The sequence below is a fragment of the Flavobacterium sp. UBA6135 genome (assembly GCF_002428305.1).
Classification (GTDB): Bacteria; Bacteroidota; Bacteroidia; order Flavobacteriales; family Flavobacteriaceae; genus Flavobacterium.
The window spans coordinates 26,199-48,897 of sequence record NZ_DIVJ01000028.1; the positions used below are offsets into that span (position 1 = coordinate 26,199).

Consider the following 22,699-nt stretch of genomic DNA (forward strand, 5'->3'; position numbering starts at 1 on the left):
TTTGTCCGATGTCTGTTGTCTGATAACTATCAACAGACAATAGAATCACTTTTAAAGAAAAATTGTTTTTTTAGTTAAATATTCCGTTCCTTGATATTTCCAATCAACAGAAATGTCCCAACGACCGCCTACCAAGTTACTTTTAGGTATGAGCAAATGTGAACCGGAAAGGGAAATCGGAATTTCAAAATCCAGCTTTTGGTTAGACGGTCGATAAAAGGACACTTTTCCTGTAATGTTTTGATAATTCAACGATTCGGGAAAATGTATTTTCAATCCTTCTTCAAAGGTTTCAACTGTTACTTTTTCTTTTAAATTGAGGTCATTTAATTCTTTCTCCATTTGTTTTTCAAAAACAAGTTCTTGTTTGTAATATTCCTCAACAACCAATTCATGATCATAGGTTGAGTCTGTCTGTACCTTGATTACAAAGTATAGAATGAATGAGATGAATAATACTATTGCAATTACGATTCCTGTTCCCCAATTGATTTTCATTTTTTTAAGTTTTTTAGTAGCTGAGTTACTGTGTTAGTTAAAGCTTCTTGGTCCCATGAAATTTGTTGTAGCGGTTTCAATTAAATTCTCGCCGTCAAAAACTTCAATTTTTAATTTTATTTTATCACCTTCCAAATAAGCCGGATTGATTTCAATAAATAAGGTTCCTTTGGCAATGCCATCTGCTTTTACCTTTACTTTTGTCGCACCAACCACTTGAATTGTTCCTTTTGGTTCTAGTAACTTAAAGGTTACATTTTCAAATGTCTTGTTAGTTTTGTTTATAATCTTATAGGTATACACATTACTAATGTTTTCACCTTTATGTTCAAAAAGTTGTCCGGGTAAACGAAGAATAGTTGCCTCAACATCATTCCTTAAGAACAACATTCCTATTAATACACCAATCAATATGGTTAAAACGGCAGCATAACCTTTCATTCTATTGGTAAAAACAAATGGTTCTTTTTTTACGATTTCGTCTTCGCTTGCATAGCGTATTAAACCTTTAGGAAGTCCGACACTTTCCATAATTGTATCACATTCATCAATACAGGCGGTACAGTTAATACACTCTAATTGTGTTCCGTTGCGAATGTCAATTCCGGTTGGACAAACGTGAACACATTGTTTACAATCTATACAATCACCTTTTCCAGTTGAAGCTCTGTCTTCCTGTTTATTGAATTTGGCTCGACCAATTTCTTTTTCACCTCGCACATAATCATAAGCTACATTTATGGATTTGTTATCCAATAAAACGCCTTGCATTCTCCCGTAAGGACAAGCGATTATACACACTTGTTCTCTAAACCAAGCAAAAATGAAATAAAAAACAGCTGTAAAAATAAGTAATGCTATCAAAGTACCGGAGTGCAAAGCGGGTCCTTCTTTAATCATGAGTAACAATCTGTCACTACTTACCAAATAGGCTAAAAAAACATTAGCAATCAAAAATGAAAAAATGAAAAACAGAATCCATTTGGATACTCTTTTCCTAATTTTTTCAGCATTCCATTCTTGTTTTTTTAATCTGATTTGTGCACCTCTATCACCATCAATCCAATACTCGATTCTACGAAACACCATCTCCATAAATATTGTTTGCGGACAAAACCAACCGCAAAATATACGTCCAAACGCAACTGTAAATAAAGCCAACCCCACTACCCCAATAATCATCGAAATTACAAACAAATGAAAATCTTGTGGCCAAAATGGAAAACTGAAGATATTAAACCTTCGTTCCATTACATTAAACATCAAAAACTGGTGACCGTTTATCTTGATAAAAGGAGCCGCAAGTAAAAAAACAAGCAAAAAATAACTTAGTGTTTTTCTTTTATCATAAAAGGGGCCTTTGGGTTTTTTGGGAAAAATCCATGCTCTTTTACCTTCTTTACTGATGGTTCCTATAGTGTCTCTAAAACTCTCGTCTTGAACTTTTGACATGGCTTTGGTACTATGTGACCAAATCCCGATTGCTCGGGATTTGGATTTAGTTTACTTTATTTTACTTCAACAGTTATTGCCGTAGAGTCAGTTACAGTTTCTGCTTTAGGTGTACTTTCGTCAACCCAAATTTCTCCTTCAGGAGCTTTTGCATCAGGTGGATTGGTTCCTTGAAGTGACAAAATATAACTTGACACTTTTTGAATATCTGATGGTTTTATTTCAGTTTTCCAAGAAATCATCCCTTTCCCTTCTCTACCGCCTTCCATAATAGTATTAAATACCTCTTTAATTCCGCCTCCTAGAATCCAATGAGTATCTGTTAAGTTTGGTCCTATAGAACCTCCTCCATCTGCTTTGTGACAAGCTATACATTTGGCGTCATAAATTGCTTTACCTTGTGCTAAAGATGCGGCATCTGTTAATAAGGTTACTTTATCTTTGTCCATTAAATCAGGTGCCGTTAATTTGTATTTTTCAATTTCAGCTCGGGCAATTTCCATTTCCGTTTGAAATTCTTCTTCTTGCGTATAATCACCAATAACATGAAAACGAATCATATATACAAAAGCAAATAAGATAGTGATATAGAATAAATTTACCCACCATGGTGGTAATACATTATCTAATTCTTTGATGCCATCATAATCATGATCAAGCAAAACGTCGTGCTCTTCTTCTATTTCTTTTGAACGTGTTAATTTTTTCATTAAACCTTGATAAAACTTACCTTCAGTAAAGGGAATCTCTTGAGCTTCTTTTAGCTGTTTTTTCTGCTCTTCGGTTAATAGATGATAAGTAACATTATCAACGGCACTAACCACAATTTCAATGGCAATTAATAAAAATAGAAATACCACTAAAAAGAGACCTACCATTGGAAACTTTATAAATGCAGGTTGTTCACCTGAATCGATGAAATATTCCATTGCACCCAATACGATGGCAAAAAGCAACGGAACTCTAACATATGATGGAATTATTTTTTTCATTTTCTTAAAATATAAAAATTACTATTTGTCTTCGTTTAATGGGATATCACTCAATTCTTTAATTCTATCTTTACTGTAGCTGAAAACCCATACCAACAACATAACAAAGAATAAAAAGAAGATACTCAAAGAGATTATTGGATATATTTCTATACCGGAAATGGAATCCATATGGTGTTTAATAAACTTGAGCATAACTATTTGTTTTGAACGGTTTCTTTTACTTTAATATCAGTTCCTAAACGCTGTAAATAAGCGATTAAGGCTACAATCTCTCTGTCTTTCATTGGAACAAATTCATCTCCTCTGGTGGCAGCATTCTTTTTACTTTCTTCATATGATTTTACAAAATCAGGATCTGAATGTAAATTTTTCTCAATTTCAGCTGACTGAATTTCAATCGATTGACGTGCATTTTTAATGTCCTCATCAGAATATGGAACTCCAAGAGATGCCATCACTTCCATTTTCTTTTCAATCATAGAATGATCCATTGCTTCGTTATCATACATCCATTTGTAACCCGGCATAATTGATCCTGGTGAAGTGCTTTGTGGATCCCACATGTGATTGAAATGCCAACTGTCGTTGTATTTAGCTCCAATCCTATGTAAATCAGGACCCGTACGTTTTGAACCCCATAAGAAAGGATGATCATAAACATATTCACCAGCTTTTGAGTGATCGCCATAACGAACTACTTCAGAACGGAACGGACGAATCATTTGAGAGTGACATCCCACACAACCTTCACGAATGTATAAATCTCTACCTTGTAATTCTAATGGTGAATAAGGCTTAACAGAGGCAATTGTTGGAATATTAGATTTCACTACTATAGTTGGAATAATTTGAATAATACCACCAATTAAAATCGCTACTAAAGATAAAATGGTAAATTGGATTGGTCTTCTTTCTAACCAAGCATGCCATTTTTCACCTTTCACTCTTTTTGGAGAAATTACAGCTAAGGCTGGTGCTTCAGCTAATTCATCTTCTACTGTTGAGCCGGCAGAAACTGTTTTAACAACGTTATAAACTAATACAAGTAAACCGGCAACATATAAAGTTCCCCCGATGGCACGCATCCAATACATTGGCATAATTTGCGTAACCGTTTCAAGGAAGTTACCATATACTAAAGTTCCGTCCGGATTGAATTGTTTCCACATTGAAGCTTGAGTAAATCCGGCAACATAAAGAGGAAGAGCATATAAAATAATTCCTAACGTTCCAATCCAGAAATGGAAATTAGCTAATTTTTCAGAATATAATTTGGTTTTGGTCATTCGAGGAATCAACCAATAAATCATACCAAAAGTCATAAATCCATTCCAAGCTAAAGCCCCAACGTGAACGTGAGCAATAATCCAATCGGTAAAGTGAGCTATAGCGTTTACATTTTTTAAAGAAAGCATCGGGCCTTCAAAAGTTGCCATACCATAACCTGTAATTGCAACTACAAAAAATTTCAATACAGCATCCGTTCTAACTTTATCCCAAACACCTCTTAGGGTAAGAAGTCCGTTAATCATACCTCCCCAAGATGGAGCAATCAACATCACAGAGAAAACAACTCCTAAATTTTGAGCCCAATCCGGCAAAGCTGTATATAATAAATGGTGAGGTCCTGCCCAGATATAGATAAAAATCAATGACCAAAAGTGAATGATAGATAATCGGTAAGAATACACCGGACGATTGGCCACTTTAGGAACAAAATAATACATTAATCCCAAAAATGGTGTAGTTAAAAAGAAAGCGACGGCATTGTGACCATACCACCATTGCACCAAAGCATCTTGAACACCGGCATAAACCGAATAACTTTTTAGAGCGGAAACCGGAAGTGCTAAACTGTTAAAAATATGAAGGATAGCAACCGTAACAAAAGTAGCAATGTAAAACCAAATGGCCACATAAATATGACGTTCTCTACGTTTTAGAATGGTCATAATCATATTAATACCAAATACCACCCAAATTAAAGCGATTGCAATATCGATTGGCCATTCTAATTCGGCATATTCCTTTGAAGATGTTATTCCTAATGGCAAGGTTATGGCTGCAGCTACAATAATAAATTGCCAACCCCAAAAGTTAATGTTACTCAATAAATCACTATACATCCTTGTTTTCAGCAATCGTTGCATTGAGTAATATACTCCGGCAAAAATGGCATTTCCAACGAAAGCAAAAATTACAGCGTTGGTATGTAAAGGTCTTAATCTACCAAAACTTAACCAAGAAATTCCATCGGTTAAGTTGGGAAATAAAAACATGATGGCCAAAATAAGGCCTACTAACATTCCGACTACACCAAACAGGATACAGGCGTAGAGGAACTTCTTTACAATTTTGTTGTCGTAATAAAATTGTTGCATCTCCATAATTATACTTGTTTTTCTTTAATTGTTTGTATTGGTTTTTTGTTTGATTTGTTCTTGAGTTCATCGTCAAAAAGCATTCTGACAGATGGTGTGTAGTCATCATCATATTGCCCGCTTCTTACCGCTCTGATAAAAGCATAGAGAAAAAAAACGGCCACAATAATGCTGATGGTGATTAAAATATAAATGACGCCCATACCTTAAATTTATGTTAACAAAATTAGACTTACTCGATTTTATAAAATATGATAATTATCATGCTAGAACATTTTTTGTTGCGGGTTGAAAGTTACGGGTTACGGGTTGCGAGCTTCGTGCATAAAAATTTGTCATAATTGTTACAAAACTTACTATAGTAATAGTGCTCAATGGCATAATAATCGCTGCAACTAATGGTGATAAATTTCCTGTAACGGCATACGTTAATCCAACCACATTGTACGCTAATGAAAGTCCGAAACTCATATAAATCGTTTTCATTGCTTTTTTAGAATAATTCATAAAAAATGCAATTTTTTGAAACTGAGAAGCATCTAAAATTCCATCGCAAGCGGGAGAAAAGACATTAACATTTTCTGAAATAGAAATTCCAATGTTACTTTGTGCCAAAGCTCCGGCATCGTTTAAACCATCGCCAATCATCATCACATTTTTACCTTGTTTTTGAAGTTCTTCGATATATTGAAGCTTTTGTTCCGGCTTTTGATTAAAAACCAAAGTTGTGTTTGAGGGAAGCATTTTCTCCAATATTTTTCGTTCACCGTCATTATCACCGGATAAAATAATCAGGTCATACTTTTTTGATAATTGAAGAAATAACTGCTCTAAACCTTCTCGGTATTGGTTATTAAAAACGTAACTTCCTTTATAAACACCATTAATTTCTACATGCACTTTGGTTTTTTTATGTGTATTTTCGGTCATAGTTTTTAAAAACTGTGAAGAACCTAATTTAATGGAATTGCCATCGATTTCGGCATGAATTCCTTTACCAATTATTTCTTCAAAATGAGTTGGAATAAGTCTAATTTGGTTGGGAATAAATTCATATAACCTTCTGCTCAACGGATGATTGGAACCTCTCAAGGTATTGCTTAACAACTTTAAATCAAAATCATTTAAAGGAGTTCCTTCATAAGTAATAGCCGTTTTTTTATTGGTGGTAATAGTTCCTGTTTTATCAAAAACGATACTATCTACTTTGGCTAATTGTTCAATTACGATAGCGTTTTTTAGATAGAACTTTCGTTTACCTAAAATCCGTAACACATTTCCCAAAGTAAATGGAGCCGTTAGAGCTAATGCACAAGGACAAGCCACAATCAAAATTGCAGTAAACACATTGAAAGCCGTATTGGTATCGATAAAAATCCAATACAAAAAAGAAATAATGGCCAAACCAAGCAAAGCCGGTGTAAAATAACGACTTATTTTATCAGTGATTGTTTTGTGTTTGATTTCAATTTTCTTTTGAAAAACATCATTGCTCCACAATTGGGTTAAATAACTTTGTGAAACCGAAAAAAGGACTTCCATTTCGATAACTTTTCCTATTTGTTTTCCACCAGCGAAAATTTTGTCCCCTGATTTTTTTTCGATAGCAACGGCTTCTCCCGTTACAAAACTGTAATCGATGGCTGCTTTTTCAGAAATTAAAATCCCATCCACAGGAATCAATTCTTGATTTCTAATTAAGAGTCGATCGCCTTTTTGAATATCGTAGACTTGAACAGAAGTTTCTGAGCCATCGGCTAAAATCTTTGTTATTGCAATGGGAAAATAAGATTTATAATCCCTTTCAAAAGACAAAAAATCATAGGTTTTCTTTTGAAATAATTTACCCAAAAGCATAAAGAAAATCAGTCCGGTCATGCTGTCAAAAAAACCCTGACCGTAATCAAAAACAATATCAACCGTACTTCTGATAAACATCACCACAATTCCTAACGCAATCGGAATATCGATATTGAGCATTCCGGATTTGATGCTTTTGTATGCCGAAACATAATAGCCTGTTGCCGAATAAAAAAAGGCAGGAAGCGAAATGGCAAATATCAACCAACGAAAAAATCCACGGTATTCATTAATCCAGTATTCTTCTACTTCAAAATATTCGGGAAAAGAAAGCAACATGATGTTTCCGAAACAGAAGAAGGCAACTCCTATTTTGTAAATTAAACTTCGGTCAATGACTTTTTTGCCTTCATCAAAATTTTCTAAACTAATGTAAGGTTCATAACCAATGGAACAGAGAAGTTCCACAATTTTCTTGAGTGAAGTTTCTTCGGGATTGAATGTAATTCGAACTTTCTTCTCCGGAAAATTTACCTGCGAAGTGTTTATTCCTTGCTGAAGTTTCTGTAGATTTTCCAAAATCCAAATACACGAACTACAGTGAATATGAGGAATGTAGAGTGAAACAACATGAGTTGTATCCTCTTGGAATTCGAGAAGTTTTGTAACAATACTTTCATTGTCTAAAAAATCATATTTGCCTTTAATATCTTGTGGAGTTGCACCCGGAGATGCTTCAAAATCGTAATAACACGTTAAATCATTTTGACTGAAAATTTCATAAACCGTCTTACAACCGTTACAACAGAAACTTTTCTCATCATAAATAATCTCTTCTTTTTTGTTGATTTCAATACCACAATGGAAACAATTTCCAATGTTCATAATTTGCTCATTTTACCTTTGACAAAGGTCAAAAATGGTTGTAATTTAAAATATGATATTTGTCATACTTTAATTATCTTTGTGGTTACCAATAAAAAAACTCAAATGAGTAAGTGTGAACAATGTATAGTAAGGGAATTTAGTTCGTTAAAAGCCCTAAACAAAGAGGAGCTGTTGAAAATGGCCAATTGTAAAACCTCTTATATCATAAAAAAAGGTGATCCTATTTTTGAGGAAGGAGAATCTGTGAATGGAATATACTGTATAAAAGATGGTATTTGTAAACTATCTAAGTTGAGTGCCAACGGAAAGGATCAAATTGTAAAATTAGTTAAGCCTGGTGAACTTTTAGGACAGCGTTCCATGATTAGTGATGAACCTGCTAATTTGAGTGCTGTTGCCTTAGAAGATATGGAGGTTTGTTTTATTCCAAAATCGGAAGTGCTTGGTTTCTTCAACCAAAACAATCAATTTTCTATGAATATGATGAAATCGATTTGTGGTGATTTAAAGGACGCTGATGACCATATGGTATCAATGGCTCAGAAATCCGTTAAAGAAAGATTAGCTGAGACACTTATTTATTTAGAAGATACATTTGGTAAAAATCAAGACGGCTCACTTCATATTCAATTATCTCGTGAAGAATTAGCCGGAATGATTGGAACAGCAACAGAAAGCTGTATTCGATTATTATCTGAATTCAACAAATCAGGTTTGGTAGAACTAACTGGAAAAAAAATCAGTATTTTAGATAAAAATAAATTGAAAAGAATGGCGGAGTAGGTACTGAACCTATTATCAAAGTTGCTATTTTTTTTTTTGAAAACTTTTTTCCTTTTCTGCCAAAAAAATTCTGACAGTATAATTTTCATGTCTTTTTGATTTTTTTATCATTTCACTTCTAATCTATTTAATGTAAACATTACAGTATAATGAAGTGAATCCGAATCCATATCAAATAATTTTAAAAAATACCGATAAAAAAATGCCACTAGCAAAACTAATGGCACTTTAAAAAACATAATTATTAATCAATTTTTAACTAGCTTAACGGTTTGAGTAACATTATTTCCTGTGACTTTTGCTAAAAAAATTCCTTTTGAAAATGTTGAAGAATCAACCACTACTTCGTTAGAAGTAAATTGACTGGAAAAAATAGTTTTTCCGGTTAAATCACTAATTTCGATACGATCAATTATTTCCTTGGGAGAAGAAAAGTTCCAAAAAGTGTTTGACGGATTTGGATATACTTTTATGTTTAGTAATTGATTTTCTGTAACACTTAACACTTGCTGAAAATTGTAGGCTCCGGTAGTTCTATTAAATGTAATATTGTAATTACCCGCACTCGTTGGAATATCTGCTCCATTTTGAGTTCCGGTGCCGGATGGAAAATCTGCACTTCCCCAATTTTTTGCCCATGAACCATTAGCTCTAAACTTTACTAAACCATTTACCAGCGAAACATTTTCTAGTGTAAAAGTTACACCTCCATCATTAGTATTCAATGAAACATCAGTATCCCAACCTTGAGCACCACTTCCGATAAGCGTTACAGGCACTTGTACGAAAGTGTAATTTAATTGATTATAATTGAAGGCAACATTATAAAAACCTGATGTCAATGGAATATCTGAACCACCAAGTATTGCAGTACCAGAGGGAAAAGTTGTTCCACCCCAATTAACAGTCCAATTATTATCTTTTCTAAACTTTACATTGTTGGCCGTAAAATTATAATCATCTCTGGTGTATAAAACACCATCAAAAGTAGTTAATGGCAAACTTTCTGCCCATGCATTGAACCCGCCAATTATGCCTATATTATCATAAGTAGATTGAACGGCTGTAAAAGTGTAAGCACCTGTATTTTTATTAAACACTACATTATAGGTTCCAGCCGGTACCGGAATATCTAGTCCATTTAATGTACCAGTTCCAGTAGGAAAACTAGTAGATCCCCAATTTGTTGTCCAAGCGTTATCTTTTCTGAATTTAGCTCCTCCTGTAACTGCAAAATTTTGAGCAGTTAAAGTATAGGTTATTCCATCAGTTGTATTCAAAGGAACATCAACCGACCAATTGGTAAACTGACCAATGATTGATATATTATCAAATTGTGCAAATACAATTGATAACTTAAAAACCATTAAGAAAGTAAAAAGTAATTTTTTAGTCATGACAAATAAATTAAGAGTTAGTAATCAAATGTAACTCACTTATAATCAATAACAAAAAGTAAAAAGTAGATTTGTTAATTATGTAAACTTTTAGGCTTTTATTACCTTTAATTATAAAAAAAATTGTAAAACTGAAATAAACGTAATTTTAATTCAATATTTCACGAAAACGTTTTCGTAAAGTGGTTTTAATTAAAGTTTTTTTGCCTCTTCCCAAAATATATCCATTTCTGCCAAACTCATTTCTGAAAGAGGTTTTCCTAATTCTCCGGCTTTGCTTTCAAGATACATAAACCGTTTCATGAATTTTTTGTTGGTTCGCTCTAATGCATCTTCTGGATTGATTTTTAGAAACCTTGCATAATTAATCATTGAAAACAAGACATCCCCAAATTCGGATTCCATTTTCTCGAAGTTTCCTGACTTTACTTCTTCTTGTAATTCTGATAATTCTTCCTGCACTTTATCCCAAACTTGATGTGGTTCTTCCCAATCAAAACCAACGCCTTTCACTTTGTCTTGAATTCGGCTTGCTTTGACTAAAGCAGGTAAACTTTTCGGTACGCCTTCTAAAACAGATTTTTTTCCTTCTTTCAATTTTAGTTTTTCCCAGTTTTGTTTGACTTCTTCTTCATTGGCAACCACCACATCACCGTAAATATGAGGATGACGGTCAATCAATTTATCACAAATACTGTTGGCTACATCAGCAATATCAAAATCATTGGTTTCGCTTCCGATTTTGGCATAAAAAACAATATGCAACAACAAATCGCCTAACTCTTTTTTAATTTCCTGTAAATCGTTATCCAAAATGGCATCGCCCAATTCATAGGTTTCTTCGATAGTAAGATGACGCAAACTTTCTAAGGTTTGCTTTTTATCCCACGGACATTTTTCTCGCAAATCATCCATGATATCTAATAATCGTCCAAAAGCCTTGAGTTGATTTTCCCGTGTGTTCATGTAAGTTGAATTTGTGTAAAAATAAAAAATCCTGCTCGAAAGCAGGATCCAACTTGTATTATTTTATAAACATTATTCTGCCGGTTCTTCTTTCAAAGCTTCTTCCAAAACTTCAAGAGTGATTAAGCCTTTTGGTTGAAGTAAGTTGTACCAATTGATAATTTTTTTAATATCGGACGGATACACTCGCTCTTCATCAAAATCAGGCAATACTTCTCTAAAATAACCGGTTAACACTGCGTTATCTTCTTTATGAGAAATTGATGGACCTTCATTTTCTTTGGTTGCAATTGCTTTAAAAACTTGAGCTAATTTTATCTCTTCGTCATAAGTATAAACTGCAATTTCTGAAAGCAAACTTACGTTGCTTCGCATACCTACAGTTATTTTTTTTCCGTCTAACAATGATTCTGCTACAAAACCTGTACGTGTTTGTACTTTTAATTCAAATAATCCGGGTTTTCCTGAAATAGCTAATATTTTTTTTAAACTCATTTTTATTATTTTATATAATTTTTTATCATTTTATTTGTTGAAATTCAAAAAAGTTACCTGCCTTTCTTGTTGAAGAATTTCATTTTATAGTCGGCTCTAATTTTGCCTTCCATAATGTTTTGTAATCTTTTTTTAATTAAAGTTTTCTTTAATGTAGAAAGTTTGTCTGTAAACAAAATTCCTTCAATGTGATCGTATTCATGTTGAATAACTCTTGCGATTAAACCATCAAACACTTCTGTTTTTTTGACAAAATCTTCTTCACAGTATTCAATTGTAATTTGTCCTTTTCTATAAACATCTTCCCTTACATCAGGAATACTCAAGCAACCTTCATTAAAACCCCACTCCTCGCCTTCTTCTTTCAGAATTTTGGCGTTAATAAATGTTTTTTTAAATGACTTTAATTGTTCTTTTTCTAATTCGTTCAAATCATCACTTTCACTGAATGGCTCTGTGTCAACAATAAACAATCTAATTGCCAAGCCAATTTGTGGAGCAGCTAGACCAACTCCATACGCATTATCCATAGTGTCATACATGTTGGCAATTAATTCTTTAAGATTAGGATATTCCGGAGAAATTTCCATTCCAACTTTTCTTAAAACAGGATCGCCATATCCAACTATTGGTAAAATCATCAATTAGAAATTTATTGTGTTTAAAAACCCATTTCGGTTAAACCGGATGCAAAAGTAATAAAAGATTTCCTTTTTATATCGATTGAAATGATTTTGAAAATTAAAACATTTTGCGGGTTAAAAAATCCTGCAATAAAATTGTTGCTGCAATTTCATCAACTAATCCCTTATTTTGCCTTTGCTTTTTACTTAATCCACTAGCAATCATGGTTTGAAAAGCCATCTTGGAAGTGAATCGTTCATCAACCCGAACAACTTTCATCTCCGGAAATTCTGTAGTAAAAGTTGCTACAAATTTTTCGATGATTGGTGCACTTTCCGATGGCAAACCGTTCATTTGTTTGGGTTCTCCAATTAGAACTGTGGAAACATTTTCTTTTGAAAAATAGTTTTTTAAAAACGGAATAACCGTTTCAGACGGAATTGTAGTTAATCCTGATGCAATAATTTGCAATTCATCAGTAACAGCTATTCCGGTTCGTTTGATTCCGTAATCTATGGCGAGGATTCGAGGCATTATTTTTTTGTAAAAGTACGTTTTTGAAAAGTATTTATAAAAAACCTCTTTTTCAAGAGGCTATATAAATTTATTTAATTGCTTTAAACCTTGCCAACGGAGCCATTCTGGCTTTATTTAGCGACATGTTTTCACCATTTAAACTGTAGTTGTCAACTTTTTCTATCATTTCAGCGAATTCTTGTTCGATTGTCATGTCAGGGCAAGCCATCAAGGTTGATGCTCCTTTGGTGAATTTGATTAATGATTTTTCATCACCCAATACAAATCCGCCTATCATATTATTACATCCCGCAAAAGCGGAATATCTACTGTCATTGTTCAGTTGAATAAACATTTCCTTTTTGTCATCATTGTTATTTACAACAGGTTTACCATTAAGTTCAACTAATCTCCATTTATTTTTAATCAAAGAAGTGTTTTCAATACTCTTAGGATGATAGGAAACATCTTTTATCATTATTGGTTCTGGTGGTAGCGGAGGTGGTAAAACGTTCACGTTTGACTTCTTTTGTAAAGTATATTTCTCAGTCAAATCACCTTCAATTTTATTTCCTTTTATATCCAATTGTTTTAAATAATTTTCTCCCACAAAATACTGATTGGGAGCATTTTCAATACCTTCTAAAATAATAGTATTTCCCTCATCATTCCAAACATATGCACCTCTAAATTCAGACTCCGTTTTATTCTTTTTACCCAAATAGTTGGTGAATAAGACATAGTTTGATTCATCAATCCAAACAGTAATTTCAATTCCCTCGCAATCTGCACAGGGAACTACACCTTGATACATCCCAATATAATCCAAAGAATTTTTGGCGTTGTGCTCATCATTAACAACAATCCCTGAGGAGTCTGCTACGATTTCTTCGATTCTTTCTTCTTTTACTTTTTGAGTACAACTCACTATCAAAAGAGCGAATAAGAATAGAGATGTGTTTTTCGTTTTCATACTAAATATCATTAGGTTCAACCCGTTGGGTGTAATTAAATTTTCAAATAATTTTACCACTAATTCACCAATTTTTTTGACTAATTATTCGATTAAATTCGAATTTTCATCAAAGATGAACAAATTATTGCATTTACTAAATTTATAATTTGTGAATTCGTGGCAAAAATATCCAGAATACTATTGAATTAAATAATTACACCCAACGGGTATTAGGTTCAATACAAATTTAGTTCATTTTGTTATTTATCTGTGTTAAGTTTACAAAAATCAAACCAAATTGTATCACGAAAAGATTTTATCTTTGTCAAAATTTTACACAATGAACAATTTACAACCTATCATAGAAAAAGCTTGGGAAAACAGAGCTTTATTGCAAGAAGAAACTACTATTGCTGCCATTAGAGAAGTCATTGAATTATTAGACAACGGAAAACTTCGTGTTGCTGAACCTAAAACTGATGGTTGGCAAGTAAACGAATGGGTAAAAAAAGCCGTAGTCATGTATTTCCCTATCCAAAAAATGGAAACCTGGGAAGCCGGTATTTTTGAATATCACGATAAAATTCCGTTGAAACATGGTTATGCTGAAAAAGGAATTCGTGTTGTGCCGAATGCTGTTGCCCGACACGGAGCTTATATTTCAAAAGGTGTAATTCTAATGCCAAGCTATGTAAACATTGGTGCTTATGTTGACGAAGGAACAATGGTTGACACTTGGGCTACTGTAGGAAGTTGTGCCCAAATTGGAAAAGACGTACATTTAAGTGGTGGTGTTGGAATTGGAGGCGTTTTAGAACCACTTCAAGCCGCACCTGTTATCATTGAAGATGGAGCTTTTATTGGTTCAAGATGTATTGTTGTGGAGGGCGTTCGAGTTGAAAAAGAAGCCGTACTGGGAGCAAACGTTGTTTTGACAGGATCCACTAAAATTATTGATGTTACAGGTGAAACTCCAATTGAATACAAAGGTATTGTTCCCGCAAGATCAGTTGTGATTCCAGGAAGTTATACTAAAAAGTTTCCTGCCGGCGATTTTCAAGTACCCTGTGCTTTGATTATTGGAACACGCAAACCATCGACAGACTTGAAGACAAGTTTAAATGATGCATTGAGAGAATATAACGTTGCGGTTTAAGTATATAGAAAAAATGTCTTAGTGTTTTTTTTAAAAATTTACTAAGACATTTTTTTTAATTCTTATTAATCCCAAAAGGAGTCCATTTGATTTTCTTATTGCGAACCTCTTTTCTGATGGCAAGATTAGCCGCTAAAGATTCCGGAGTTTTATATCCTCTTGCATGATCAAGATGTAAAACAATAGCTTTATGTCTGATTTGTTTTCCTTTTATACCATAGTTTTCTAGCCGTTCGCCAAATTCTCTATCAGGCCCACCATATTTCATGCGTTCATCGTAACCATTAATAGCTATCATATCTTCTTTAAATCCTGAAGAATTACAATTATTAAATGAAGGTGTTGTAGGTGAAATTACATCTAATACAGTGGCAAGAAAATTACTTGCACCCAATTTTAATTTATTCGATAAATTTAATTTTTCAATTGAAGAAAGCCATTTAACATTAAAACAAATGTTAGATAAAATGTCTTCTTTAGCAATTTTTTTACTTGCTTTCATTCCTAGTTTGCAATAACCTCCTGACAAAAACCTTCCCTTTTCTGCATATTTTACATGAACTTCAACAAAATCCTTTCTCGGAATACAATCACCATCAGTCATAATAATGTATTCGTATTTTGCATCAGGAATAGCTACATTCAAAATTTCTTGTCTACGATATCCTAAATCTTCATGCCACAAATGACGTAATGGAACCGGATAATTTAGAGCATATTTATCAATTAATTCTTTTGTTGATTCTCTTGAACCATCATCAGCAATTATAACTTCAAAGTCATTATAAGTTTGATTACTATAGCCTATTAGTACTTTTTCTAACCATTCTTCGGCATTATAGGTGCTAACTATTACAGATACTTGCATTTATAAAAAAATTAATTGCTACAAAATTACATTTATTTTTTTGGCATTCTACATACATTTTAATTTAAATTCTTTCCTTTGAAATTAATAGAGAGGTTTGTATTGAAAAATGTATTGGTGTATAGTTTTGATTATATTTGAAGTCAATTAAAATCTAGAATCAATTAAATTTTTCGTATTATAAAATACAATTGAAATGACTGATAAAAAAAATAAAGCTTTTGATATTGATGCGGTAATTACTTGGGTTGATGGGAATGATGAAAATCACATTAACAAGCTTTCTCAATATGTTGAAAATAAATCTTCATTAAAATCTAAGGGATTTTTAACTCGTTTTTATCAAGTTAACGAGATTGAATTTTGTATTAAATCCATCAAAAAATATGCTCCTTATGTTCGTAATATTTATGTTGTAACAGACAATCAAACGCCTGATTTTTTAAAAAACAATAATGATTTTAAAAATGTTAACATTGTGGATCACAAAATCATTTTCAAAGGTTATGAGGATTTTTTACCCGTTTTTAATAGTAATTCTATTGAAACAATGATTGGTCGAATTCCAAATCTAGCAGAACATTTTATCTATTTTAATGATGATATGTTATTGATAAATGAAACAAAACCCTCAGATTTTTTTTCTGAAGAAGGTTTGCCAATTTTAAGAGGACGATGGACAAATTATGAGTCAGAAAAACTAAAAAAGTTTCTAGAATCAGTTGGATTAAAGAAAAAAAGAATTTCAAAATTAGGTTATAAAAAAGCTCAAGAAAACATTGCTAGAATTTTAAAATTTAAAAAATATTTAAAAGTAAGTCACACTCCTTTTTCCATGAGAAAATCAATCATAAATGATTTCTTAGAGAAAAATGAAAAGGTATTACTAAACAATATTAAATATAGATTCAGAGATCCATCCTATTTTATGATTCAATCTTTGGCTGCACATTTAGAAATTCTGAATAAGAGTTTTGTATTGCAGAAAAACTTTCAACTACTCCATTTTGGTTCTTCAGACAAACCCCTATTTTGGATAAAACTAAAACTGAATTCCATTCAAAACAAGAAAGAAAAATTGTTTTTGAACATACAAAGTTTGGATTTATATCCTGAAAAAAAACTGAACTATATTTTAAATTGGTTAATAAAACACATGTCATAAATCAATCTAAAAATTTTAAAAAAACTTAAGTTTAATTTTACTACTTTGCGATAACATTTCAAATTTGTCTGGTATAATTGAATAATTTCAAAATAATTAAAAATTTTAACCTCTAACTATTTGTTTATTAAGCATAAATAAAATCATTAAAACTAATTATTCATGCAATCATCATAAACAATCCATACAGTTTTATGAATAACTTTTTTAATTCAGACTCATTTTTTGACCATTTCATTTCAACAACAGTAACCAAAAACAGTTGCTTTATATTTAGTATTTAATGACATCTAGTTTGAAAAATAAAATATCTGTATTAATAATTACTTTAAACGAAGAAGCTCATATGAAGGAGCTTTTGAGTGATTTAACCTTTGCTGAAGAAGTAATTGTTGTTGATTCATTCAGTACAGATAAAACAAAAGAAATTTGTCTCTCCTTTGAAAATGTAAAATTTATTGAACACAAATTCGAGAATTACACTTCTCAACGAAACGTTGCTTTAGATTTGGCCACTCATTCATGGGTTTTATTTTTAGATGCAGATGAAAGAATCACACCCAGGTTAAAAGATGAAATTCTTCATACTATATCGTTAGAAAATACTGCTGATGCCTATTTTTTCTTAAGAAAGTTTATGTTTCAAAATAAGCCGTTGCATTTTAGTGGCTGGCAGACAGACAAAAACATTCGTTTGTTTAAAAAAGAAAAAGCAAGATATATTGAAGGAAGATTAGTTCATGAAAAACTAAAAGTTGATGGAACAGTTGCTGTTTTAAAAAACAAATTAATTCATTATTCTTATTTGAATTATGAAACGTATAAATCTAAAATGGTTAACTATGGTAGATTGAAAGCGAAAGAATTATTTGCAAAAAATGTGAAACCTAATTTTTTTCACTTTTATATAAAACCAGCTTACAAGTTTTTTAATAGCTATTTTATCCGATTAGGTATTTTAGATGGAAAAAAAGGCATCATAATCTGTTACCTCAATGCTTTGAGCGTTTATGTCAGATATCCTGAATTGGACAGATTAATTAAAAAAAAAGAGACTAATTAACTCCTGTAAAACAATATTTTGTTTTTCAATTGTTTTTTAAATTCATTTTGTGTTACAAACTGATTCGCAAAATAAGACATCGAATTATAAACTTTATCTGAGGTCAAATTATACAATTTTGCATATTCTCTACTTATTTGTTTTATCACATCTTCTTTAATTGATAATCTTGAGAAATTTTTCATACGCTGTTCAAAAGTCATCACATTATGAAATTTCATTCTGTTCAAATCCACTAAATAAAAATCAAATAAGCCATCTTCTTTATCTTTGATTAAAGTGTTTCCGGGAGAATGGTCTAAAAATTCTATACCGAGTTCGTGAAGTTTGAAGGTAAAATGCGTAAACTGATTTATAATTTGAATTCTATTGGGAAAATTTTTATCTTTTATTACTTCTCTAATGGAAAAATCGTATTCTAAATAATCACACACATAATAACTTTTTCGAATTCCTAAATAAGTGGTCTCTTCAAAATACGCAATTGGATTTGGTGTTTTTATACCTCTTTTTAATAATTCATTTGCAAATTCAAATGATCTTCTTGCTTTTGACTTTCTAAAAAATCTGTAAGTAATTTTATTAAAAAGATTTGGAATTTTAAAAGACTTAATGGCAAGCGACGCTTGATTATGATTTAAGACTTTAATTTTATTCCTTGAACCATTAACCAAAACAATTCCTTCATCATATGAATTTATAATTAACTTAAGTAAATCATTTTTATTTACGTTAGAATTATGTCCAAATCTATACTTCATTAAAATACTTTCTCTTATTACAAAAATAGACACTGTCAAGTTATACTTAAAATAATTAAGTTATTTTTACAAAAAATTTAAGAAAAAAAATGGATTTCAAACATTATCTCATTACGAGATTTAATCTCAGAAATAAAAAATGGGATGTGACCAAAAACAATGAATCACTGTTGACCGATCAATGGATGAATCATAGGATGGAATTATTTGAAAATTATTGTTTACCAAGTGTTAAAAGTCAAAACAATAAAAACTTTACTTGGTTATTATTTTTTGACATCACGACATCTGACGTGTTTAAAAACTGGATTCTTAATACAACCAAAGATACTAATTTTATACAGTGTTTTTTTATTGACGGGATGGATTCATTTTCTGATTCTATTAAAGAATTTATTGCCAAAGATGCTTCCTCTTTCACTCATATCATCACATCAAGAATTGACAATGATGATTGTGTTAGTAAATTTTACATTGACGAAATCCAAAAGCAGTTTAATTTTCAGAAGTATCTGGCTGTTGATTTTGTATCCGGTTATACGCTGAGCTTAAATCCGGTGATGCTCGGGAAAAAAGAGCAAATTTATAACCCCTTCATTAGTTTGATTGAAGAAAACAAAAATCCAAAGACCGTTTGGCATAATGATCACAATCAATGGAAAAAAGAAAAATCAATTATAAATATTGAAAATAAAAGAGTTTGGTTGTCAATCATTCACGATAAAAATAAAGTTAATGAATTTTATGGATTTGGAAACATTTTTTGGGATTCTCTTGAAAATGAATTTATTATTTCTGATAAAATTAATAAAGAAATAAAATCTAAAATTATACCCCAAAAAAAATGGTTACTATTAAGTCTAAAGAATGAATGGCATGTAAGGTTTAAACTTTTAAGTAAGAAAATAAAAAAAATAATTGGACTTTATAAATTAAAAAAAATCTTAAATCTTAAATAATCTTTTAAGATAAAAATTAAAATATGGATAGCAATCAAGAAATACACAACGCATACGAAATAATCAAAAACGGAGGCATCATCCTCTACCCGACTGATACCGTTTGGGGAATTGGCTGCGATGCTACGAATCCGGAAGCCGTTAAAAAAATATACGAACTCAAAAAAAGAGAAGAATCAAAAAGCATGATTGTGTTAATGAATGGCGAAAAGATGATGTATAATGTATTCAAGGATATTCCCGAAGTAGCTTGGCAAATTCTCGATTTATCCGAAAAACCAACAACGTTAATTTTAGACAAACCACGAAATGTGGCTCCAAATATCATTGCAGAAGACCAATCGTTAGCTGTTCGATTGGTGAAAGAACCGTTTTGTTTTAAATTGATGGAACGTATGAAAAGACCGTTGGTTTCTACTTCTGCAAACATTTCCGGTCAACCCACTCCAAAATCATTCAAAGAAATCAGTCCCGAAATTATTAAAGGTGTAGACTATGTTGTAAATTTGCACCGCGAAAAAATTTGCGATAAGCCATCCACGATTATCAAATTAACCTTGGATAGTAAAGTTCAGATTATTCGGAAATAAAGTTATACGCCACGAATTCACAAATTAAACTTTAATGACAGATATTTTATATAAAACAGAAAGCTATCAATTGGTAGGGATTTTATTTGAAGTACATAACAATTTAGGAAAAGGTTTTTCTGAAATTGTATATAAAGATGCTCTCGAATACGAATTTAAAAATTCATCTATACAATTTGAAAGAGAAAAAGAGTATTCAGTCAATTATAAGAATATTATTTTGAAACATAAATTTTATGCCGATTTTGTCATATTTGATAAAATAATTTTAGAAATAAAATCATGTAAATCTTTAAATGACGAGCACATAGCTCTATGCATAAATTATTTAAAAGTTTCAAATAATAAACTAGCAATACTAGTAAATTTCAATAAAGATTCATTAGAACATAAAAGAATTATTCTTTAGATAGAATTCGTGAAAAAATATTTTTTATTCGATTAAAATTGTTATTATGAATTCAAAATATTATTTGTGAATTCGTGGCAAAAAAACAAAAAAGTGGTTGTAAATTATAATAAAGCATTAGAAAATCCCATCTTCAAAATAATATCCAAAGCAGCTCAAGAACTTGGTATAGAAACCTTCGTTATTGGTGGTTTTGTACGTGATTTTTTGTTAGAACGCGATTTTAAAAAAGACATCGACATTGTTGCCATTGGTAGCGGTATTGAATTAGCTCTCAAAGTTTCAGAATTACTCCCAAACAAACCCAAAGTACAAATTTTTAAAACTTATGGCACAGCAATGCTTCGTTTTCAAGAAATTGATATAGAATTTGTGGGTGCTCGAAAAGAAAGTTATCATTTTGAAAGTCGGAATCCTGTTGTAGAAAACGGAACCTTGAAAGACGACCAAAACAGACGTGATTTTACCATTAATGCCTTGGCTTTTTCGCTAAATGAAAAAAATTATGGCGAATTAATTGATCCTTTTAATGGTTTGGAGGATTTAGAAAATAAAATCATTCGAACACCTTTAGATGCCGACATTACTTTTTCGGATGATCCGTTGCGGATGATGCGAGCGATTCGTTTTGCATCGCAATTGAATTTTACGATTGAAGAAAAATCATTAGTCTCCATTTCTAAAAATTGTGAGCGAATCAACATCATTTCCGGTGAGCGAATTGTAGATGAATTAAACAAAATTTTATCGACAGAAAAACCTTCCATCGGATTTATTTTATTGTATCAAACCGGCTTATTAGATTTAATTTTACCGGAATTGACCGCTTTAAATCAAGTGGAAGAAATAGAAGGTCATACGCACAAAAACAACTTTTATCACACGTTAGAAGTTGTGGATAACATTTGCCCAAATACCGATGATGTTTGGTTGCGATGGGCGGCTTTGCTTCACGACATTGGGAAAGCTCCCACCAAAAAATTCAACAAAAAACAAGGTTGGACATTTCATGGACATGAATTTTTGGGTGGAAAAATGGTGAAAAAAATCTTCGAACGATTACACATGCCATTGAACCACAAATTGAAATTCGTTTCAAAATTGGTGATGCTGAGTTCGCGACCTATTGTGCTTTCACAAGATATTGTAACCGATTCTGCCGTTCGACGTTTATTATTTGATGCCGGCGAAAACATTGAAGATTTGATGATTTTATGTGAAGCAGACATCACGACCAAAAACCCAAATAAATTTAAAAAGTACCATAATAATTTCAAGATTGTTCGTCAGAAAATTGTGGAAGTGGAAGAACGTGATCATGTACGAAAATTTCAACCACCTATTTCCGGAGAAGAAATTATGTCAATTTTCAATTTAAAACCATCTCGTGAAATTGGGGTTTTGAAAGAAGCCGTGAAAGAAGCTATTTTAGAAGGAGAAATTCCAAATGAATATAAAGCTGCTTATGAATTTGTTTTAGAACGTGGAGCCAAATTAGGTTTGACAAAAGTTTAAGTTTTGTTTTATCTAAGGTTGTTGAAAATTTCTTAATTTTATAAAAATTTAGATTTATGAATATTGATAAATTAAAATTACAAATTATAGCCAAAATCATGTCCACTGATGATGTTGAACTTTTGAATAGAATTCAAGAAATTATTGATGCTTACAAATCTAATTCTTTCGTCAATGAACCATCTTCAACATATCAGAAAACAACTTCTGAAAACATTCGTGTTTTTAGTGAATGGGAACAAAAAAGAATTGATATTGCTTTAAAACAAGTTGAAAATGGCGAATATATTACAGATGAAGAAGCTCAAATAGAAATAGAAAAATGGTTCAACGAACAAGAAAAATAGTTTGGACGAGCTTTGCAAGAGAATCAAGGTCTTCTATTTTTTCATATTGGAATAAAAGAAATAAGTCTGATAATTATAGTAAAAAATTAAATATTCTATTTCAAGAATCTTTGAAA

Annotated in this window: 24 protein-coding genes; 9 read left to right on the plus strand and 15 right to left on the minus strand. The window is 31.7% G+C overall.

The features are described from left to right. Positions 1-51: 51 nt before the first annotated feature. From B3L86_RS07345 to B3L86_RS07375, 7 genes are read right to left on the minus strand one after another with little or no spacing between them, the layout of a single operon-like run. Positions 52-498: a FixH family protein gene (locus tag B3L86_RS07345; protein WP_291117026.1), complete on the minus strand. Its 447-nt coding sequence runs from the start codon at positions 496-498 to the stop codon at positions 52-54. 33 nt (positions 499-531) lie between these two features. Further along, positions 532-1,950 (minus strand): cytochrome c oxidase accessory protein CcoG, encoded by a 1,419-nt coding sequence (ccoG, locus tag B3L86_RS07350; RefSeq protein ID WP_291117029.1) that lies wholly within the window; start codon positions 1,948-1,950, stop codon positions 532-534. Positions 1,951-2,006: 56 nt separating this feature from the next. Then, positions 2,007-2,942: a cbb3-type cytochrome c oxidase N-terminal domain-containing protein gene (locus B3L86_RS07355; protein WP_291117032.1), complete on the minus strand. Its 936-nt coding sequence runs from the start codon at positions 2,940-2,942 to the stop codon at positions 2,007-2,009. Positions 2,943-2,963: 21 nt separating this feature from the next. Further along, the gene (locus B3L86_RS07360) at positions 2,964-3,137 is read right to left on the minus strand and encodes a CcoQ/FixQ family Cbb3-type cytochrome c oxidase assembly chaperone (RefSeq protein WP_291117035.1); all 174 of its coding nucleotides are present in this window, start codon (positions 3,135-3,137) and stop codon (positions 2,964-2,966) included. Between the two features lie 2 nt (positions 3,138-3,139). Continuing rightward, entirely contained in the window at positions 3,140-5,332 is a 2,193-nt protein-coding gene (gene ccoN, locus B3L86_RS07365; RefSeq protein ID WP_291117038.1) for a cytochrome-c oxidase, cbb3-type subunit I, read from the minus strand. Positions 5,333-5,334: 2 nt separating this feature from the next. Then, positions 5,335-5,529, minus strand: coding sequence for a cbb3-type cytochrome oxidase assembly protein CcoS (gene ccoS, locus B3L86_RS07370; RefSeq protein WP_291117041.1), 195 nt, complete (start codon positions 5,527-5,529; stop codon positions 5,335-5,337). Positions 5,530-5,587: 58 nt separating this feature from the next. After that, complete coding sequence (locus tag B3L86_RS07375; RefSeq protein WP_291117044.1) at positions 5,588-8,011, minus strand: heavy metal translocating P-type ATPase; 2,424 nt, start codon at positions 8,009-8,011, stop codon at positions 5,588-5,590. Between the two features lie 105 nt (positions 8,012-8,116). On the opposite strand from B3L86_RS07375, the gene B3L86_RS07380 reads away from it, so the two are divergent. Beyond that, complete coding sequence (locus B3L86_RS07380) at positions 8,117-8,797, plus strand: Crp/Fnr family transcriptional regulator (protein WP_291117047.1); 681 nt, start codon at positions 8,117-8,119, stop codon at positions 8,795-8,797. A 248-nt stretch (positions 8,798-9,045) separates the two neighbouring features. On the opposite strand, the gene B3L86_RS07385 is transcribed toward B3L86_RS07380, so the two are convergent. The 6 genes from B3L86_RS07385 to B3L86_RS07410 form a co-directional block, all read right to left on the minus strand. Then, positions 9,046-10,194: a T9SS type A sorting domain-containing protein gene (locus B3L86_RS07385; RefSeq protein WP_291117050.1), complete on the minus strand. Its 1,149-nt coding sequence runs from the start codon at positions 10,192-10,194 to the stop codon at positions 9,046-9,048. 192 nt (positions 10,195-10,386) lie between these two features. Continuing rightward, positions 10,387-11,160: a nucleoside triphosphate pyrophosphohydrolase gene (gene mazG, locus B3L86_RS07390; RefSeq protein ID WP_291117053.1), complete on the minus strand. Its 774-nt coding sequence runs from the start codon at positions 11,158-11,160 to the stop codon at positions 10,387-10,389. 72 nt (positions 11,161-11,232) lie between these two features. Further along, entirely contained in the window at positions 11,233-11,655 is a 423-nt protein-coding gene (locus B3L86_RS07395; RefSeq protein ID WP_291117055.1) for a DUF5606 domain-containing protein, read from the minus strand. 53 nt (positions 11,656-11,708) lie between these two features. Further along, a complete protein-coding gene (gene def, locus B3L86_RS07400) occupies positions 11,709-12,296 on the minus strand; it encodes a peptide deformylase (RefSeq protein ID WP_291117057.1) in 588 nt (195 codons plus the stop codon). 100 nt (positions 12,297-12,396) lie between these two features. Then, positions 12,397-12,813: a Holliday junction resolvase RuvX gene (gene ruvX, locus B3L86_RS07405; RefSeq protein WP_291117059.1), complete on the minus strand. Its 417-nt coding sequence runs from the start codon at positions 12,811-12,813 to the stop codon at positions 12,397-12,399. A gap of 70 nt (positions 12,814-12,883) precedes the next feature. Continuing rightward, the gene (locus tag B3L86_RS07410) at positions 12,884-13,768 is read right to left on the minus strand and encodes a copper resistance protein NlpE N-terminal domain-containing protein (protein ID WP_291117062.1); all 885 of its coding nucleotides are present in this window, start codon (positions 13,766-13,768) and stop codon (positions 12,884-12,886) included. A 322-nt stretch (positions 13,769-14,090) separates the two neighbouring features. On the opposite strand from B3L86_RS07410, the gene B3L86_RS07415 reads away from it, so the two are divergent. Next, positions 14,091-14,906 carry a 2,3,4,5-tetrahydropyridine-2,6-dicarboxylate N-succinyltransferase gene (locus tag B3L86_RS07415; RefSeq protein WP_291117065.1) on the plus strand — a complete coding sequence of 272 codons (816 nt, stop codon included), beginning with the start codon at positions 14,091-14,093 and terminating at the stop codon, positions 14,904-14,906. 55 nt (positions 14,907-14,961) lie between these two features. Here B3L86_RS07415 and B3L86_RS07420 read toward each other — a convergent pair whose 3' ends face one another. Then, on the minus strand, positions 14,962-15,774 hold the full coding sequence (locus tag B3L86_RS07420) for a glycosyltransferase family 2 protein (RefSeq protein ID WP_291117067.1): 813 nt from the start codon (positions 15,772-15,774) through the stop codon (positions 14,962-14,964). 196 nt (positions 15,775-15,970) lie between these two features. On the opposite strand from B3L86_RS07420, the gene B3L86_RS07425 reads away from it, so the two are divergent. Continuing rightward, a complete protein-coding gene (locus B3L86_RS07425) occupies positions 15,971-16,939 on the plus strand; it encodes a Stealth CR1 domain-containing protein (protein WP_291117069.1) in 969 nt (322 codons plus the stop codon). 283 nt (positions 16,940-17,222) lie between these two features. Next, positions 17,223-18,002 carry a glycosyltransferase family 2 protein gene (locus tag B3L86_RS07430; RefSeq protein ID WP_291117072.1) on the plus strand — a complete coding sequence of 260 codons (780 nt, stop codon included), beginning with the start codon at positions 17,223-17,225 and terminating at the stop codon, positions 18,000-18,002. Here B3L86_RS07430 and B3L86_RS07435 read toward each other — a convergent pair. Next, positions 17,999-18,763, minus strand: coding sequence for a lipopolysaccharide kinase InaA family protein (locus B3L86_RS07435; RefSeq protein ID WP_291117075.1), 765 nt, complete (start codon positions 18,761-18,763; stop codon positions 17,999-18,001). The genes B3L86_RS07430 and B3L86_RS07435 overlap by 4 nt on opposite strands. 89 nt (positions 18,764-18,852) lie before the next feature. Here B3L86_RS07435 and B3L86_RS07440 point away from each other — a divergent pair, with 89 nt between their 5' ends. The 5 genes from B3L86_RS07440 (at position 18,853) to B3L86_RS07460 (ending at position 22,583) form a co-directional block, all read left to right on the plus strand. Then, positions 18,853-19,722: a glycosyltransferase gene (locus B3L86_RS07440; RefSeq protein WP_291117078.1), complete on the plus strand. Its 870-nt coding sequence runs from the start codon at positions 18,853-18,855 to the stop codon at positions 19,720-19,722. A 23-nt stretch (positions 19,723-19,745) separates the two neighbouring features. Beyond that, the gene (locus B3L86_RS07445) at positions 19,746-20,312 is read left to right on the plus strand and encodes an L-threonylcarbamoyladenylate synthase (protein ID WP_291117081.1); all 567 of its coding nucleotides are present in this window, start codon (positions 19,746-19,748) and stop codon (positions 20,310-20,312) included. A gap of 34 nt (positions 20,313-20,346) precedes the next feature. Continuing rightward, complete coding sequence (locus tag B3L86_RS07450; RefSeq protein ID WP_291117084.1) at positions 20,347-20,721, plus strand: GxxExxY protein; 375 nt, start codon at positions 20,347-20,349, stop codon at positions 20,719-20,721. A gap of 66 nt (positions 20,722-20,787) precedes the next feature. Continuing rightward, positions 20,788-22,236, plus strand: a complete 1,449-nt coding sequence (locus tag B3L86_RS07455) for a CCA tRNA nucleotidyltransferase (RefSeq protein ID WP_291117087.1) — start codon at positions 20,788-20,790, stop codon at positions 22,234-22,236. Positions 22,237-22,292: 56 nt separating this feature from the next. Continuing rightward, on the plus strand, positions 22,293-22,583 hold the full coding sequence (locus B3L86_RS07460) for a hypothetical protein (RefSeq protein WP_291117090.1): 291 nt from the start codon (positions 22,293-22,295) through the stop codon (positions 22,581-22,583). Positions 22,584-22,699: the final 116 nt, after the last annotated feature.

Bases quoted from the DNA above. Each gene is read 5' to 3' on its own strand.
- B3L86_RS07425 (WP_291117069.1), top strand. From the start codon at position 15,971: ATGACTGATAAAAAAAATAAAGCTTTTGATATTGATGCGGTAATTACT.
- B3L86_RS07450 (WP_291117084.1), top strand. From the start codon at position 20,347: ATGACAGATATTTTATATAAAACAGAAAGCTATCAATTGGTAGGGATT.
- ccoN (WP_291117038.1), bottom strand. From the start codon at position 5,332: ATGGAGATGCAACAATTTTATTACGACAACAAAATTGTAAAGAAGTTC.
- B3L86_RS07375 (WP_291117044.1), bottom strand. From the start codon at position 8,011: ATGAACATTGGAAATTGTTTCCATTGTGGTATTGAAATCAACAAAAAA.
- ccoG (WP_291117029.1), bottom strand. From the start codon at position 1,950: ATGTCAAAAGTTCAAGACGAGAGTTTTAGAGACACTATAGGAACCATC.
- ccoS (WP_291117041.1), bottom strand. From the start codon at position 5,529: ATGGGCGTCATTTATATTTTAATCACCATCAGCATTATTGTGGCCGTT.
- B3L86_RS07420 (WP_291117067.1), bottom strand. From the start codon at position 15,774: ATGCAAGTATCTGTAATAGTTAGCACCTATAATGCCGAAGAATGGTTA.
- B3L86_RS07415 (WP_291117065.1), top strand. From the start codon at position 14,091: ATGAACAATTTACAACCTATCATAGAAAAAGCTTGGGAAAACAGAGCT.
- B3L86_RS07435 (WP_291117075.1), bottom strand. From the start codon at position 18,763: ATGAAGTATAGATTTGGACATAATTCTAACGTAAATAAAAATGATTTA.
- B3L86_RS07440 (WP_291117078.1), top strand. From the start codon at position 18,853: ATGGATTTCAAACATTATCTCATTACGAGATTTAATCTCAGAAATAAA.
- B3L86_RS07410 (WP_291117062.1), bottom strand. From the start codon at position 13,768: ATGAAAACGAAAAACACATCTCTATTCTTATTCGCTCTTTTGATAGTG.
- B3L86_RS07385 (WP_291117050.1), bottom strand. From the start codon at position 10,194: ATGACTAAAAAATTACTTTTTACTTTCTTAATGGTTTTTAAGTTATCA.
- B3L86_RS07345 (WP_291117026.1), bottom strand. From the start codon at position 498: ATGAAAATCAATTGGGGAACAGGAATCGTAATTGCAATAGTATTATTC.
- B3L86_RS07460 (WP_291117090.1), top strand. From the start codon at position 22,293: ATGAATATTGATAAATTAAAATTACAAATTATAGCCAAAATCATGTCC.
- B3L86_RS07360 (WP_291117035.1), bottom strand. From the start codon at position 3,137: ATGCTCAAGTTTATTAAACACCATATGGATTCCATTTCCGGTATAGAA.
- B3L86_RS07380 (WP_291117047.1), top strand. From the start codon at position 8,117: ATGAGTAAGTGTGAACAATGTATAGTAAGGGAATTTAGTTCGTTAAAA.
- ruvX (WP_291117059.1), bottom strand. From the start codon at position 12,813: ATGCCTCGAATCCTCGCCATAGATTACGGAATCAAACGAACCGGAATA.
- B3L86_RS07355 (WP_291117032.1), bottom strand. From the start codon at position 2,942: ATGAAAAAAATAATTCCATCATATGTTAGAGTTCCGTTGCTTTTTGCC.
- mazG (WP_291117053.1), bottom strand. From the start codon at position 11,160: ATGAACACACGGGAAAATCAACTCAAGGCTTTTGGACGATTATTAGAT.
- B3L86_RS07445 (WP_291117081.1), top strand. From the start codon at position 19,746: ATGGATAGCAATCAAGAAATACACAACGCATACGAAATAATCAAAAAC.
- def (WP_291117057.1), bottom strand. From the start codon at position 12,296: ATGATTTTACCAATAGTTGGATATGGCGATCCTGTTTTAAGAAAAGTT.
- B3L86_RS07395 (WP_291117055.1), bottom strand. From the start codon at position 11,655: ATGAGTTTAAAAAAAATATTAGCTATTTCAGGAAAACCCGGATTATTT.
- B3L86_RS07430 (WP_291117072.1), top strand. From the start codon at position 17,223: ATGACATCTAGTTTGAAAAATAAAATATCTGTATTAATAATTACTTTA.